The sequence below is a fragment of the Deinococcus sedimenti genome (assembly GCF_014648135.1).
Lineage (GTDB): Bacteria > Deinococcota > Deinococci > Deinococcales > Deinococcaceae > Deinococcus > Deinococcus sedimenti.
In genome coordinates this window covers 1-13,208 of record NZ_BMQN01000004.1, presented here as the reverse complement: position 1 = coordinate 13,208, position 13,208 = coordinate 1, and the positions used below count along the sequence as shown (strand labels likewise).

Genomic DNA, 13,208 nt, shown 5'->3' with positions numbered 1-13,208 from the left:
GGCGGCAGAGTGTCCGCATGACGGAACCGGGCGGGGATCTGAATGGGCGGGTGCAGCTGGAGCGGCTGGTGGCGTACCGGGCGGACGGGTCGGTGTCGCCAGTGGTCGTGGCGGGTCGCCTGTCGCCGGACGGGGTGTTCGGGTGGGAAGGGCAGCCGGGGCAGCCGGTGGACGGGGCGGGCGTGCAGGAGGGCCTGGCGTTCGCGGCCTCGCTGGTCTCGGCGCTGGGGGGCCTGACCGAGTCGAGTGACACGGACGCACCGTTCGTGCCGTTCGTGCTGCCGCGCGCGTTCACGCCGGAGGAACTGGCGCGGGTGGACTGGCTGGGGCTGCTGCCGCTGCCGACCGGGGAGGTCGATGTGGAGGTCGTGCCGTCCGCCTTCCGGCTCGCGGAGCGCCTGTCGAGGCGGGAGGCCGAGGGGAACGCGGCGGACCTCTACGCGCCGGGTGAGCCGGAGGCGATCCGCGCGGCGGCGGCGCTGTTCGCGTCGGGCGCGGACGGGCGACTGGTGACGGTCACGGCGGGCCGCGTGGCGCTGCTCCTGATCGACGTGGCGCGCCTGCCGGGCGGTGCGTGGGCGGGCGTGGCGACCCTGAGGATCGACACGTGAGCGGGGAGATCCTGTTCTACGAGACGGATCGGCCGTTCGGGGAGTTCAGCAATTTCAGTCGGCACGCCTTCGAGCTGGACGGCGTGGTCTGGCCGACCAGTGAGCATTACTTTCAGGCGCAGAAATTTGTGGGCACTCCGCACGCCGAGGAGGTGCGGGCGCAGGTGACGCCGATGCTCGCGGCGCGTTTCGGTCGGCGGCGTGACCTGCCGCTACGTGAAGACTGGGAGGCCGTGAAGGATGACGTGATGCGCGCCGCGCTCCGGGCGAAGTTCACGCAGCATCCGGCGTTGCGTCAGCGGCTGCTGGACACGGTGGACGCCACGCTGATCGAGCACACCCGCAACGACTCGTACTGGGCGGATGGTGGGGACGGTTCGGGCCGCAACCGCCTGGGGGAACTGCTCATGGAGCTGCGCGCCGCGCTCCGGGAGGACACGTGAATCTGTTCGGTCTGAACGTGCCGCCGCTGCTGCTGGACCTGTCGGGCGGGGTGTGCGTGCTGGTCAGCCTGTATTTCCTGTGGTCGAAGCGGGCGGTGTACTGGCACTGGTCGAACCTGTCGCTGCTGCCGTACTTCCTGTTGTTCCTCAGTGGCGGGCAGTGGATGCTGGCGGGGTTGCAGGTCACGTACCTGCTGTTCGGCATTCACGGGTTGTACCTGTGGCATCTGGAGGCCCGGCGGGCGCAGGGGGAGATCCGTTTCAACGAGCCGCTGTGGTACGGGGTGACGTGGGTGGCGAGCCTGCTGATCTTCGCGTACACGGTGGCGGTGACGGATTTCGGTGCGGCGTGGAACTGGGTGCAGTTCGCGGCGGTGACGCTGTCGCTGGTGGCGAATTTCGGGACGACGCGCCGCTGGGCGTGGTCGTGGCCGGTGTGGATCGCGGTGAACGCGGTGCAGGCGGTGTTCTTCTGGCATGCGGGGTACTGGGTGCTGTTCGCCTTGCAGTTCGTGCTGGCGGCCATGAGCGTGTACGGCTGGCGCGAGTGGCGGCGGGACGAGGCGCGGGAGGTCGCGGTTGCCTGACGTCGCGGGTCGGCGCTTCCGGCATGGGCTGGTGGTGGGGAAGTTCGCGCCGCTGCATCGGGGGCACATGAGGGTGCTGGATGAGGCGCTGTCCCGCTGCGAGCGGGTGAGCGTGTGGGTGTATTCCCGCCCGGACTTTCCGGATATGCCCGGTCCGTTGCGGCGGGGCTGGGTCCGGTCGCTGTACCCGGCGCGGCTCTTTCCGGGGCTGGACCTGCTGCCGGACGCGCCGAATCCGCCCCTGAACGGCGAGCCGGACGCCGTTCACCACGCGTACGTGCGGGGCGTGCTGGACGGCTGGGGCGTGCGGCCCGACGTGGTGTTCACGTCGGAGGACTACGGGGAGGCGTTCGCGGCGTCGCTGGGCGCGGCGCACGTGTGTGTGGACCGGGCGCGGGCGGCGGTGCCGGTCAGCGGGTCGGCGCTGCGCGCGGACGTGCACGGTCTGCGGGGGTTTCTGGAGCCGCTGGTGTACGCGCAGTTCGTGCGGCGCGTGGTGATCCTGGGTGCGGAGAGCACCGGCAAGAGCACCCTGACCCGCGCGCTGGGTGAGGCGTTCGGGACGGCCTGGGTGCGCGAGTACGGCCGGGACGTGTACGAGCGCGAGAACGGCGCGCTGTCTGCGGCGCACTTTCTGGAGATCGCGCGGGGGCACCGGGCGCTGGAGGACGAGGCGATCACCTCGCCGGGCGTGCACCGGTGGGTGTTCAGCGACACGGACGCCGCCACGACCCTGATGTGGTCGCACCTCCTGACGGGCGGGGCGCGGCCGGAGTTGCGGGCGCTGGCCGACGAGTGCCGCTCGCGCTACGCGCATGCTTTCGTGTGCGGCACGGACCTGCCGCACGAGCAGGACGGCTGGCGGGCGAACACGGAGGTGCGGGCCGTGCAGCAGGCGTTCATCCGGCAGGATCTGGAGGCGCGGGGCGTGCCGTTCACGCTGCTGCGCGGGTCGGTCGCGGAGCGGGTGGCGCAGGTGCGCGCCGTGCTGGAGGGCGCGTGACGGGGGACCGCGTGCGCGCGAACGAGGCGCTGTTCGACGCCGTGGCGGAGCGGTATGACGCGGTGGGCTTCCTGGCGCAGGCAGCCCGCTTCGTGGCGGACGCGGCGGGCGTACAGCTGGGCGAGGCGGTGCTGGACGTCATGACCGGCACGGGCGCGGTGGCGGCGGAGGTCGTGGGCCGCGCGGGCCGCGTGGTGGGGATGGACGTGTCGGCGGGCATGCTGGCGCAGGCACGCGCGCGGGTGCCGGGCGCAGAGTTCGTGCGCAGCGACGCGGCAGCGCTGCCGTTCCCGGACGGCGCGTTCGACGTGGCGGTGTGCGCGGCGGGCGTGTTCTTCCTGCCGGACATGCCGGGCGGAGTGCGCGAGTGGGCGCGGGTGGTGCGCCCAGGCGGGCGGGTGGTGGTGTCGTCGTTCGGGACGGGCCTGCTGGGGCCGCTGCCGGGCCTGTGGCGGGCGCGCCTGTCGGGGGTGGGCCTGAAGCCGGGCGCGCCGCCGCTGGGTCGCCTGCCCACACCGGAGGCCCTGGCGGACGTGCTGCGCGCGGCAGGACTGACCGACGTGCAGGCACATCTGCACCCGCTGACGTACACCCTACCGGACGTCAGGGCGCGCTGGGCGGACATCCGCGCGGGGCTGGAGGGGCAGCCCCTGGCGTCCCTGCCGCCGCAGGAGGTCGCGGCGCTGGAGGCCGCGCACCGCGCCGAACTGGCGCCGCTGTTCCAGGCGGGCCCGCTGGTGGTGCCCCTGCCGGTGATCGTCGCGTCCGGGCACGTCGCCACCGTTTGACGGATGAAACGGCTCCTTCATGAATCGCGTACTGTGGGGCATGACCAACCCGGACGACAAGCAACCCGACGCCTCCAGCAACGCGCCGTCCTGGGTGGACGAGGTCCTCGGAGGGTCCAGCGCCAGCCCGGCCCCCAGCCAGACTGCTGCCCATCACTCTGCCCCGAAGCCTGCCGGGGCGGACGACCTGCGCATCCCGGACGCCACCCCGCGCGCCGCGGCGCCCTCCTGGGTGGACGAGGTGGCCGGGTCGGGTCAGGCCACCCCACCCGCCCGGCCCGCTCACCCCACGCCCGCCCCGTCGTGGGTGGACGCCGCGGCGGGCACCTCCAGCACGCCGCCCAGCCCTGCCGCGCCATCCTGGGTGGATCAGGCCGCCGGGAGCAGCGCCGCGCACACCCCGCAGCCCCAGCCGCAGCCCGCGCATCACGTGCCGCCCGCCCCGGTCGCCCCGACGGTCGTGCCCCCGCCCCGCCCCACGGCGGACGACGACTGGGTGGCGCGCGCCACGGGCGGCGCGAAGAACCCCAGCATTCCGCAGGGGCCTGCGCCGATGCACCACGCGCCCAGTCAGAGTGGGAACTTCGATGATCTGGAACGGCAGGCGCGGCAGGCCATCAACCAGTTCACGCAGGGCGTCCAGAGCAGCGACGTGGCGCAGAAGAAACTCATCGCGGGCCTCCTGGCGATCTTCCTGGGCAGCCTGGGCGTGCACAAGTTCTACCTGGGCAACACCACGCCCGGCGTGATCATGCTCGCCGCGACCATCGGCGGGTGGATCCTGGGCATCATCGGGTCGTTCATCATCGTGGGCGCCGTGTTCTTCCTGGTCCCGATGCTCGTCAGTCTGCTCGGCCTCGTCGAGGGCATCATCTACTTCACTAAGAGCGACGCGGACTTCCAGCGCGAGTACATCACCGGCAAGAAAGCCTGGCTGTAATTGGTGGAAGGTTGAAAGTTGATGGTTGATAGAGGGGAGCCCCTTCCATCAACCATCAACTTTCGACGCTACAACGCCTGTTCGATGTCGGCCTGGAGGTCGCGCAGGGCTTCCACACCGACGCTCATGCGGATGGTGGTGGGCGTGACGCCGGCGGCGTGGCGGGCGGGTTCGGGCACGCGGCCGTGCGTGGTGGTCCAGGGGTGCACGACGAGCGTGCGGACGTCCCCGAGGTTCGGGGCGATGCGCAGGACGCGCACGCGGGACAGGAACGCGCTGGGGTCCGGCACCTCGAACGTGAGGACGGCGCCCTGACCGCCGCGCAGGTACGTCTGGGCGAGGTGGTGGTGCGGGTGGCTGCTCAGGCCGGGGTAGCTGACCTTCCCGACCTTCGGGTGTGCGTCCAGCCACGCGGCCAGGGCGAGGGCGGTGGCGCTCTCGCGTTCCAGTCGCAGCGCGAGCGTTTCGAGGCCCTGGGCGATCAGGAACGCGCTGTGCGGGGCGAGGGTCATGCCCAGCTGGTGCGCGCCGAACCAGCGCTGCCGCCACGCGAGGGCCGCGTCGCCCCGCACGCGGAGGATGCTCTGCTCGCCGCCGTCCGTGTAGATGGGGTTGCGGGTCAGGTCGTGCCCGGTGCCGACCGTGACGGCGCCGCCCAGGACGCTGCCGTGCCCCCCAGCCCATTTGGTCAGGGACTGGCTGACGATGTCCGCGCCGTGCTCCAGCGGGCGGCACAGGAAGCCGACGCCGCCGCAGGTGTTGTCGATCGCCAGCAGCGCCCCGTGCTCGTGGGCGATATCCGCGAAGGCGCGGATGTCCGCGATGTCGCCGGCGGGATTGCTGATCATCTCGGCCCACACCAGCCGCGTGTTCGCCTGCATCGCGGCCCGCACGGCGTCCGGAGTGTTGTCCACCAGCGTCGCCGTGATGCCCATCAGCGGCAGGATGTTGCTGAGCATCCCGGTCGTCCCGCCGAACAGGCTGCTGGCCGACACCACGTGATCCCCCGCGCGGCACACGCTGAGGATCGCCGTGAGGGTCGCCGCCTGCCCGCTCGCCACCGCCACCGTCGCCGCGCCGCCCTCCAGGGTCGTGATGCGGTCCTCCAGGGCGCGCACCGTCGGGTTCTGCAGGCGGGCGTAACTCAGGCCGGTGTTCTGCTGGAATTCCAGTTGCGCTTCCTCCAGCGTGTCGAACTGGAACGCGGCCGCCGCGTGGATCGGGAAGCCGATGGTCTGTCCCAGCCCCCGGGGAATGCTGCTGTGCACGGCGGTCGTCTCGTACGTCCACCCCTCGGGGTGCGTGGTGTCTGCGGGCGCGTCGCTCATGGTCCCACGCTACGCCCCGCCGACCCCGCCTGCCCGGGGCATGTCCGACCCGCCCGGATACCCCCACAGGGGTGGTACGTCACCTGTGGACGACAGATGCATGAACGTTCCCTAAGGTATCTCTGTGAATCGTACCGTTGCCCTGCTGACCGTCACCACCCTGCTGCTCGCCGCGTGCCAGAAACAGGACACGCCCAAAGTTGAACCCAAACCCGCCGATCCGGCCACCACCACTCCCGCTCCGCCTGTCGTCGGCCAGAGCCTCGACCTCAAGGACGTGGCGACCACAGCCGAACGTGCCGCAATGCAGTTTGAGACCCTGACCGACCCCGCCAACCCGGACCTGGATCCCGACCTGAAAAGCCTGATGAGACTGTTCATGCCGACCAGTGGCCCCATGAGCCTCAGTCTGGACCGCCCCACGCAGATCGGCCGTCAGCTGCTGGACCGCGTGACCGGCCGCAGCAAGCTGAGCAGCCAGAGCATCGTGGTGGGCATCCGCGAACCCCTGCCCACCGGGACGATAAGTCTCAAGGCCGACGGTACCGTCAGTGAGTCCACGACCCCCACTGACGGCCGGGTGCTGATCGACGAGGCCACCGGGCTGCGCGTTGAGGCGAAGTGGCGCGTGAACGGCGCCCCGACCGTCTGGGTGGACAACGGCACGCGCTACGACTATGTGAAGAACACCTGGGTGCCCGTGCAGACCGAGCTGCCCACCAACGCCAGCGGCACCATCAGCGAGAAGGGCACGGCCCGCGCCGGGGCGACGTTCAGCATGACGCCCGGCGGCTGCCTGAACACCTTCGGCCCCGACGCGCTGAAGCTGAACGCCTGGGCAGGCCGTCAGACGAACGCGCCGCTGAGCATGAACCTGGAGTACAGCTGGGGCGCTCAGGGCCTGAAACTGACCGCCAACGCCCAGCACACCACCACGAAGAACGCGGGTAGCGTCAGCGTGGACCTCAGCCTGGACGGCACCACCGCGAACCGCTGCACGGACACCCTGACCTTCACGCCCAGCGGCGCGACCCTGAAAGCCGACCTGAACCTGCCCAGCCACAAGGTCGCCAGCGCCGTGTACCTGCGTGACGTGAAGAACGTCATCATCAGCGACGCCGAACTGAAGAAGGAGAACTTCTTCAGGAACGTCAGCGGCACCCTGAACGCCTCCGTGGCGTACAACGGGCAGAACATGCTCACCGCCAGCGGCTCCATCGCCGACGGGAACGACCTGGACCTCGTGCCCGGCGATCAGGTGACCGTGAAGTACGTCCGCGACGGTAAACTGGTCGAGAAGACCCTGCCCGGCGCGCTGAAGGACCTCGGCACCCTCCTGCCCAACTGACCCTCACCCCTGACGGACGCACCCGCTGATCAGCGCGGGTGCGTCCGTCGGTTCAGCCGGGTGCGCTAGCGTGACCCATGCACATTCGGGACATGAACTGGGGCATGGTCGAGGACCTGCTGACCCGCGAGGACCGCTGCGTCCTCCCGCTGGGCTGCACCGAGCAGCACGCGACCCTCAGCCTCGCGACGGACACGCTGCTGGCCGAACGCATCGCGCGCGAGGCCGCCGACGGCAGCGGCGTCCCGGTCTTCCCCGCCCTGCCGTACGGCATCACGCCGACGTTCGCGGCGTACCCCGGCACGCTCAGCCTGCGCGTGAGCACGTACCTGAATCTGCTGGACGACCTGCTAAGCGGCCTGCACGCCCAGGGCTTCCGGCGCATCCTGATCGTGAACGGGCACGGCGGGAACACGCCGGGGCAGGGCTGGCTGGGCGAGTGGCTGGCCCGCCACCCGGACGCGCGCGTGCAGTGGCACAACTGGTGGAACGCCCCCCGCACCTGGGCCGCCGTGCAGCGCGTGGACCCACTGGCCAGCCACGCCAGCTGGATGGAGAACTTCCCCTGGACCCGCCTGGACGGCGTCGCGGCCCCCGAGGAGCGCAAACCCATGGTGGACGTCGCCGCGCTGCGCCAGCTGCCCCCCGCGAGGGTGCGCGAGGTGCTCGGCCACGGGAATTACGGCGGCCTGCACCGCCGCCCGGACCGCGAGATGCAGCTCATCTAGCAGGAAGCCGTCGCCGAGACCCGCGCGCTGCTGGACAGCGGCTGGGCCTGACGGGCACGGGGCGCGGGCCGGAGTCTCCCCCACCCGCGCCCCGCACCGTACTGCCCGTTTACCCGATCTGCTTCAACAGGTTCACCGTCTCGATCATCGCCAGCACAGCCTCGGCGCCCTTGTTCCCGGCCTTGATCCCCGCGCGGTTCAGGGCCTGCTCGACCGTGTCGGTCGTCAGCACGCCGAACGCCACCGGCACGCCCGTGTGCAGGCTGGTGTTCAGGATGCCGTTCGCCGCGCCGCCCGCCACGAAATCGTAGTGATCCGTATCGCCCTTGATGACGGCCCCCAGGCACACCACCGCGTCATACTTCCCGGACTCCGCCAGCTTCCGCGCGATCAGCGGCACCTCGTAACTCCCCGGCGCGAGGAAATGATCCAGGTTCTCCGTCTTCCCACCGTGCTGCACGAACGCCAGCTCCGCCCCCTCCACCAGACGGTCCACGATCAGATGATTCCAGCGGGTACTGACAACAGCGAACTTCAGGTCGGTGGCGAGCAGATTGGCTTCGATTCGGTTCATGGTGGGTCTCCTTATGGGTGATGGGCGGTGAAGCTGCGGGCGAACCCCTCGCTTCGCGCTCTGCGAGTCCGCCCCTGCGGGGCACCTCCCCTCCCTGCGGGCTCTGCGAGTCAAGGGGAGGCATGGTTTTGTCCTTGGCTCCCCTTTGAGGGGAGCTGGCCGCGCAGCGGACTGAGGGGTTCTCAGTCGCCGCTGCCGTCGGTGCCGATGTGGCCGAGTTTGGCGGCCTTGGTGTTGAGGTAGGCGGTGTTGTGTTCGTTGTGGCCGACGTGCAGGGGGACGCGTTCGACGACTTCCAGGCCGAAACCGCCCAGACTGTGCAGTTTGCGGGGGTTGTTCGTCAGGACGCGCAGTTGTCGCGCGCCGAGCAGGTGGAGCATCTGCGCGCCGATGCCGAAGTCGCGGGCGTCGGCGGGAAAACCCAGTTGCAGGTTCGCCTCGACGGTGTCCGCGCCACCGTCCTGAAGGTGGTAGGCGCGGATCTTGTTCAGCAGACCGATGCCGCGCCCTTCCTGCCGGAGGTACACGAGGACGCCGCGTCCTTCGGTGGCGATGGCCTGCATGGCGGCGTCGCGTTGCGGGCCGCAGTCGCAGCGCAGGCTGTGGAAGCCGTCCCCGGTGAGGCATTCGCTGTGCACGCGCACGAGGAGGGGCTCGGGGGTGACGTCGCCCATGACGAGCGCGACGTGTTCCGCGCCGCTGAGGGTGTCCTCGAAGCCGACGAGGCGGAACTCGCCGTACTCGGTGGGCAACTTCGCTTCGGCGACGAGTTGCACGAAGGGGTCGTGTTCCAGGCGGTAGGCGATGAGGGCCTCGATGCTGCCGACCTTCAGCCCGTGCCGTTCGCCGAACGCGAGGAGGTCCGGGAGGCGGCTCATCTCGCCGTCGTCGCCCATGATCTCGCAGATCACGCCGGCGGGTGGGAAGCCGGCCAGCCGGGCGAGGTCGCAGCCGGCCTCGGTGTGTCCGGCGCGGCGCAGCACCCCGCCGGGCCGCGCGACGAGCGGGAAGATGTGGCCGGGGCGGCGGAAATCGGCGGGTTTCGCCGCGTCGTCCATCAGGGCGGCGATGGTCGCGGCGCGGTCGAAGGCGCTGATGCCGGTGCTGTTGCTGACGTGGTCCACGCTGACGGTGAACGCCGTGCCGTTCGGGTCGGTGCTGCTGCCCACCATGGGTGTCAGGTCCAGCGTGCGCGCCCGCTCGGGCGTGAGGGTCACGCAGATCAGGCCGCGTCCCTCGCGCGCCATGAAGTTCACCCACTCGGGCGTCGCCGTGGCGGCGGGCATCAGCAGGTCGCCCTCGTTCTCGCGGTTCTCGTCGTCCACGAGGATCACGGGCCGCCCGGCCCGCAGTTCCGCGAGCAGTTCCGGGATGGAGGCCAGCGTCATACGCCCACCTCCTGTTCCGCCTGTTCGGGCGTCCAGTCGCGCATCAGGATCAGCCGCTCGACGTACTTGGCCATCTGGTCGGCCTCCAGATTCACCTTCGTCCCGGCCGCCCAGGTGTGCAGGGTGGTGACCTCCAGCGTGTGCGGCACGAGCCACAGCGTGAACTCGTCCGGGCGCAGGTCCGCGCGGCTGCCCGCCGGGCCACCGGCATCCACGACGGTCAGGCTCACGCCGTCCACGGTGACGCTCCCCTTCGGCACGAGGTACCGGGCGAGGTGCGGCGCGGCGCGCACCGTCATGGTGTACGCGCCGGGCTGGGCGTCCACGCGCAGGACCGTGCCCACGCCGTCCACGTGCCCACTCACCACGTGCCCGCCGAAACGCGCCTGGGCGGTCATGGCGCGCTCCAGATTCACCTTCACGCCCTCCCGCCAGTGCGGGGCGGTCTTGGCGAGCGTCTCGCGGCTGAGGTCCACGGTGAAGCCCGCCGCGTCCCAGGTGGTCACGGTCAGGCAGGTGCCGTTCACGGCTATGCTCTCGCCCAGTTCCACATCCGCCCACATGCGCGCGGGCTGAATGGTGACGGTCAGGTTCCCCTCGTTCTCGCTGGTGCGGGCGATGACGCCCACCTGTTCGATGATTCCAGTAAACATGCTTTGACCTCGGGTGGAGGCAGGAGCGCGGTCGGCCCTCCTCCGCTGGGAAGGAAGGCTCAGACGCGCGGGATGTCGTGCAGCAGGCCGGTGATCAGGACATCCGGGCCGAGGGTTTCGACCGTCACGTCTCGCAACGCCTGCGCCGCGTGCATGGGGCGCGCGGGGCCGGTCACGGGGCTCAGGCCCGCGCCGAGGAGTTTCGGGGACAGAAAGACTCGCACCTCGTCCACCAGCCCCTGCGCGAAGAAGGCGCTCAGGAGGGTCGGGCCACCTTCGAGCAGCACGCTGCCGAGGCCCAGGCCCGCCAGTCCGCTCAGAGCGTCCGGGAGCGACCCGGCGCGCTGGACGGTGATCCCGGCAGCCTCGTGGGCGGCCGCATCGGCGTCCGGGGCGGTCACGAGGACCGCGCCGTCGCGCCACGCGCGGGCCCGCGGGTCACTCGCCGCGCGGCGGTCGAACACCACGGGGCGCGGGTCCCGGCCCCCCGGCACGCCGCGTGTCGTCAGGGCCGGGTCGTCCAGTTCCAGCGTGCCGCTGCCGACCGCAATGGCGTCCAGTTCGTCACGCCAGCGCATCGCAAGGGCACGGGCCTTGAGGCCACTCACAACTCCGTTCCCCTCCCTTGGTGCGGCCACCTTGCCATCCAGGGTCATGGCGTACTTCGCTACCACCCACGGGCGGCCCCGCACGATCAGGCTGCGGAACCCCGCCTGCTGCCGCACCGCCTCGGATTCAAGGACGCCCACCGTGACCTCGATCCCGGCATCCCGGAGCCTCTGCACGCCGCGCCCCGCCACCAGCGGGTTCGGGTCCAGCGCCGCCACGACCACCCGACGCACGCCCGCCGCGATCAGCGCGTCCGCGCAGGGCGGCGTCCGCCCGTGATGACTGCACGGTTCCAGCGTCACGTACGCTGTCCCGCCGCGCGCCCGCTCGCCCGCATCCCGCAGGGCGAACACCTCCGCGTGCGGCTCACCGGCCCTGGGGTGGAAGCCTCGCCCCACCAATTCATTGCCTTGCACGATCACGCAGCCCACGGGGGGATTCGGCGCAGTGCGGCCCAGTCCTCTGGCAGCCTGCTCAAGCGCGAGCGTCATGAACCGCTCGTCTACGGGCAGTGCCGCCGCCACCCCTGCGGGTGGAGCATTCACTTCATACATGGTCTGTCGCCGCCTGCCGGGGTGGCAGGCAACGTTCCTCCTTCTCTCATCCGGACTGAATGGGCCGCGCAAACGCCGAAAGCGTCTCTGCGCGCCATAACACCGTCGGCCCCCGATTTACACGGGATCGGGCCTGCGCGTGGTGCAATCTGCACAGGCTTCGCGGGCTGAGGCTCACGCCATCACCGCCGGTAGGGAATTCCACTCCACCCCGAAGGAAGTCGGCCCGCCCGGAAGCGGGCCACCCTGAACGTAGCACCCTCCTGCCCCAGGACTGTGGGGGCAATCAGACACCCGGCGGGGGACAATCCGCCACGCGCTATGACGTCTGCTGAGGGCAGCAGTTTCCCCCCCTCTCCCCTTCCCGCCTTGCTGGAGGCCACCCCATGAAGACCATGCTCCTGACCGGAGGGACCGGCGTACTGGGCCGAGCCCTGCTGCCCGCCCTGGAGGGCCGCGCGGACGTGCGCGTCCTGTCACGCCACGCCGACCCACGCCCCGCGTTTCGGCAGGGTGACCTGCACTCCGGCGCGGGCCTCGCGGACGCGCTGCGCGGCGTGGACACCGTCATTCACGCGGCCAGCCAGCCGTCGCGGCCCCAGGCGGACGTCGAGATGACCGGCGTGCTCCTCGCGGCGGCGCGGGAGGCGGGCGTGCGGCACGTCGTGTACGTCAGCATCGTGGGCTGTGATCAGGTGCGGGCGTTCCCGTACTACCGCGCCAAGACCCAGACCGAGGCGCTGGTCGCGGCGGGCGGCGTGCCGTGCACGGTGGTGCGCGCCACGCAGTTCCATGAATTCGTGGCGTTCATGCTGTCGCGCCTGACCCGCGCGCCGCTGCTGCCCCTGCCGGGCCTGCCCCTTCAGCCGGTGGATGTCCACGCCGCCGCCGCGCAGATCGCCCAGGTCGCGCTGGGTGCCCCGCAGGGCCGCGCGCCGGACATCGTCGGCCCGCAGGTCATCCCACTGCCGGAACTGGCCCGCACCTGGGCCGACGCGACCGGCGCACGCACCCGCGTCCTGCCCATTCCCGCCGCGCGGCGCTTCACGCCCCTCACCCGACCCGACCTGAGCGGCGTGGGCCGCACCTGGGCGCAGTGGCTCGCGCAGGAGGCCGCGCGCCCCAACCCCTACGCAGGCTGAGCCGGGCGGGGCGGCTGGTCGGCGTTCAGGTCCGCCAGTTCCGCCTCCTGCCCCCCGCGCCAGATGAACACGCGTCCGGCGCGGGCGATCAGCAGCCGCCCCCGACGGTCGAGGTCGGCCCAGGTCGCACCCTCCAGATCGGGCGACGGTCCTTCCGCCAGCCAGCGGTACCGGACGAAGCGGTGATACCGCTGATCACAGATGAAATTCAGTTCCAGTGACTTCTTACGCAGGGTGAACGGGTCCGCTTCACCCATGCCGATCCAGCGTCTCGGCTGATGAGTGACGTGCCAACCCGTCCGTTTCAATACGACGCGGAAGGTATCCACCCGCAACGTGCCCGTAGGATGCAGGACCTCAAAGCCCGGCGAGCGGATCAGTTGCTGTTTCGTCAGGTCGGTGTGACGTGACCCCAATTGGTCGGCCCACTCCGAATGAGACAAGATTGTCTCCAGGGAGGGGTCATGAAACACAAGCAGTACAGCGAAAACGAGATCTTCGATGTCTTGGCC

15 protein-coding genes and 1 riboswitch are annotated in these 13,208 nt (G+C 70.7%); of the genes, 9 read left to right on the top strand and 6 right to left on the bottom strand.

What is annotated here, in order from left to right; translation table 11 throughout:
- The first annotated feature begins 17 nt into the window (after positions 1 to 17).
- The 6 genes from IEY69_RS10625 to IEY69_RS21740 are packed head-to-tail and all read left to right on the top strand — an operon-like array spanning position 18 to position 4,372.
- On the top strand, positions 18 to 611 hold the full coding sequence (locus IEY69_RS10625) for a hypothetical protein (protein WP_189073144.1): 594 nt from the start codon (positions 18 to 20) through the stop codon (positions 609 to 611).
- Complete coding sequence (ybiA, locus tag IEY69_RS10620; protein WP_189073143.1) at positions 608 to 1,054, top strand: riboflavin biosynthesis intermediates N-glycosidase; 447 nt, start codon at positions 608 to 610, stop codon at positions 1,052 to 1,054. The genes IEY69_RS10625 and ybiA overlap by 4 nt, the downstream gene beginning before the upstream one ends.
- On the top strand, positions 1,051 to 1,641 hold the full coding sequence (locus IEY69_RS10615) for a nicotinamide mononucleotide transporter family protein (RefSeq protein WP_229783861.1): 591 nt from the start codon (positions 1,051 to 1,053) through the stop codon (positions 1,639 to 1,641). The genes ybiA and IEY69_RS10615 overlap by 4 nt, the downstream gene beginning before the upstream one ends.
- Positions 1,634 to 2,644 carry an AAA family ATPase gene (locus tag IEY69_RS10610; protein ID WP_229783860.1) on the top strand — a complete coding sequence of 337 codons (1,011 nt, stop codon included), beginning with the start codon at positions 1,634 to 1,636 and terminating at the stop codon, positions 2,642 to 2,644. The genes IEY69_RS10615 and IEY69_RS10610 overlap by 8 nt, the downstream gene beginning before the upstream one ends.
- Positions 2,641 to 3,432, top strand: a complete 792-nt coding sequence (locus tag IEY69_RS10605; RefSeq protein WP_189073142.1) for a class I SAM-dependent methyltransferase — start codon at positions 2,641 to 2,643, stop codon at positions 3,430 to 3,432. Before IEY69_RS10610 ends, IEY69_RS10605 begins: the two co-directional genes overlap by 4 nt.
- A gap of 19 nt (positions 3,433 to 3,451) precedes the next feature.
- A complete protein-coding gene (locus tag IEY69_RS21740) occupies positions 3,452 to 4,372 on the top strand; it encodes a TM2 domain-containing protein (RefSeq protein ID WP_229783859.1) in 921 nt (306 codons plus the stop codon).
- Positions 4,373 to 4,440: 68 nt separating this feature from the next.
- Here IEY69_RS21740 and IEY69_RS10595 read toward each other — a convergent pair whose 3' ends face one another.
- On the bottom strand, positions 4,441 to 5,700 hold the full coding sequence (locus IEY69_RS10595; protein ID WP_189073141.1) for an aminotransferase class V-fold PLP-dependent enzyme: 1,260 nt from the start codon (positions 5,698 to 5,700) through the stop codon (positions 4,441 to 4,443).
- A gap of 124 nt (positions 5,701 to 5,824) precedes the next feature.
- On the opposite strand from IEY69_RS10595, the gene IEY69_RS10590 reads away from it, so the two are divergent.
- On the top strand, positions 5,825 to 7,048 hold the full coding sequence (locus tag IEY69_RS10590; RefSeq protein WP_189073140.1) for a hypothetical protein: 1,224 nt from the start codon (positions 5,825 to 5,827) through the stop codon (positions 7,046 to 7,048).
- 92 nt (positions 7,049 to 7,140) lie between these two features.
- On the top strand, positions 7,141 to 7,776 hold the full coding sequence (locus IEY69_RS10585; protein ID WP_229783858.1) for a creatininase family protein: 636 nt from the start codon (positions 7,141 to 7,143) through the stop codon (positions 7,774 to 7,776).
- 109 nt (positions 7,777 to 7,885) lie between these two features.
- Here the strand turns inward: IEY69_RS10585 and ribH are convergent, their stop codons facing one another.
- The 4 genes from ribH to ribD all read right to left on the bottom strand — a co-directional run bounded on the left by ribH (position 7,886) and on the right by ribD (position 11,491).
- Complete coding sequence (gene ribH, locus IEY69_RS10580) at positions 7,886 to 8,350, bottom strand: 6,7-dimethyl-8-ribityllumazine synthase (protein ID WP_155298909.1); 465 nt, start codon at positions 8,348 to 8,350, stop codon at positions 7,886 to 7,888.
- A gap of 182 nt (positions 8,351 to 8,532) precedes the next feature.
- Positions 8,533 to 9,738: a bifunctional 3,4-dihydroxy-2-butanone-4-phosphate synthase/GTP cyclohydrolase II gene (locus IEY69_RS10575; RefSeq protein ID WP_189073138.1), complete on the bottom strand. Its 1,206-nt coding sequence runs from the start codon at positions 9,736 to 9,738 to the stop codon at positions 8,533 to 8,535.
- Complete coding sequence (locus tag IEY69_RS10570; protein ID WP_189073137.1) at positions 9,735 to 10,391, bottom strand: riboflavin synthase; 657 nt, start codon at positions 10,389 to 10,391, stop codon at positions 9,735 to 9,737. Before IEY69_RS10570 ends, IEY69_RS10575 begins: the two co-directional genes overlap by 4 nt.
- 59 nt (positions 10,392 to 10,450) lie before the next feature.
- Positions 10,451 to 11,491 (bottom strand): bifunctional diaminohydroxyphosphoribosylaminopyrimidine deaminase/5-amino-6-(5-phosphoribosylamino)uracil reductase RibD, encoded by a 1,041-nt coding sequence (ribD, locus tag IEY69_RS10565; RefSeq protein ID WP_189073136.1) that lies wholly within the window; start codon positions 11,489 to 11,491, stop codon positions 10,451 to 10,453.
- Positions 11,492 to 11,588: 97 nt separating this feature from the next.
- Positions 11,589 to 11,777: riboswitch (FMN riboswitch) on the bottom strand.
- Between the two features lie 163 nt (positions 11,778 to 11,940).
- Between ribD and IEY69_RS10560 the strand changes: the two genes are divergently transcribed.
- Complete coding sequence (locus tag IEY69_RS10560) at positions 11,941 to 12,696, top strand: SDR family oxidoreductase (protein WP_189073135.1); 756 nt, start codon at positions 11,941 to 11,943, stop codon at positions 12,694 to 12,696.
- On the opposite strand, the gene IEY69_RS21735 is transcribed toward IEY69_RS10560, so the two are convergent.
- Positions 12,684 to 13,208, bottom strand: a 525-nt coding sequence (locus tag IEY69_RS21735; protein WP_229783857.1) for a hypothetical protein, incomplete at its 5' end; no start/stop codon positions are given. The two genes, IEY69_RS10560 and IEY69_RS21735, sit on opposite strands and share 13 nt — an antisense overlap.

Bases quoted from the DNA above. Each gene is read 5' to 3' on its own strand.
- IEY69_RS10560 (WP_189073135.1), top strand. From the start codon at position 11,941: ATGAAGACCATGCTCCTGACCGGAGGGACCGGCGTACTGGGCCGAGCC.
- IEY69_RS10575 (WP_189073138.1), bottom strand. From the start codon at position 9,738: ATGACGCTGGCCTCCATCCCGGAACTGCTCGCGGAACTGCGGGCCGGG.
- IEY69_RS10585 (WP_229783858.1), top strand. From the start codon at position 7,141: ATGAACTGGGGCATGGTCGAGGACCTGCTGACCCGCGAGGACCGCTGC.
- ribD (WP_189073136.1), bottom strand. From the start codon at position 11,491: ATGACGCTCGCGCTTGAGCAGGCTGCCAGAGGACTGGGCCGCACTGCG.
- IEY69_RS10570 (WP_189073137.1), bottom strand. From the start codon at position 10,391: ATGTTTACTGGAATCATCGAACAGGTGGGCGTCATCGCCCGCACCAGC.
- IEY69_RS21740 (WP_229783859.1), top strand. From the start codon at position 3,452: ATGAATCGCGTACTGTGGGGCATGACCAACCCGGACGACAAGCAACCC.
- IEY69_RS10625 (WP_189073144.1), top strand. From the start codon at position 18: ATGACGGAACCGGGCGGGGATCTGAATGGGCGGGTGCAGCTGGAGCGG.
- IEY69_RS10595 (WP_189073141.1), bottom strand. From the start codon at position 5,700: ATGAGCGACGCGCCCGCAGACACCACGCACCCCGAGGGGTGGACGTAC.
- ribH (WP_155298909.1), bottom strand. From the start codon at position 8,350: ATGAACCGAATCGAAGCCAATCTGCTCGCCACCGACCTGAAGTTCGCT.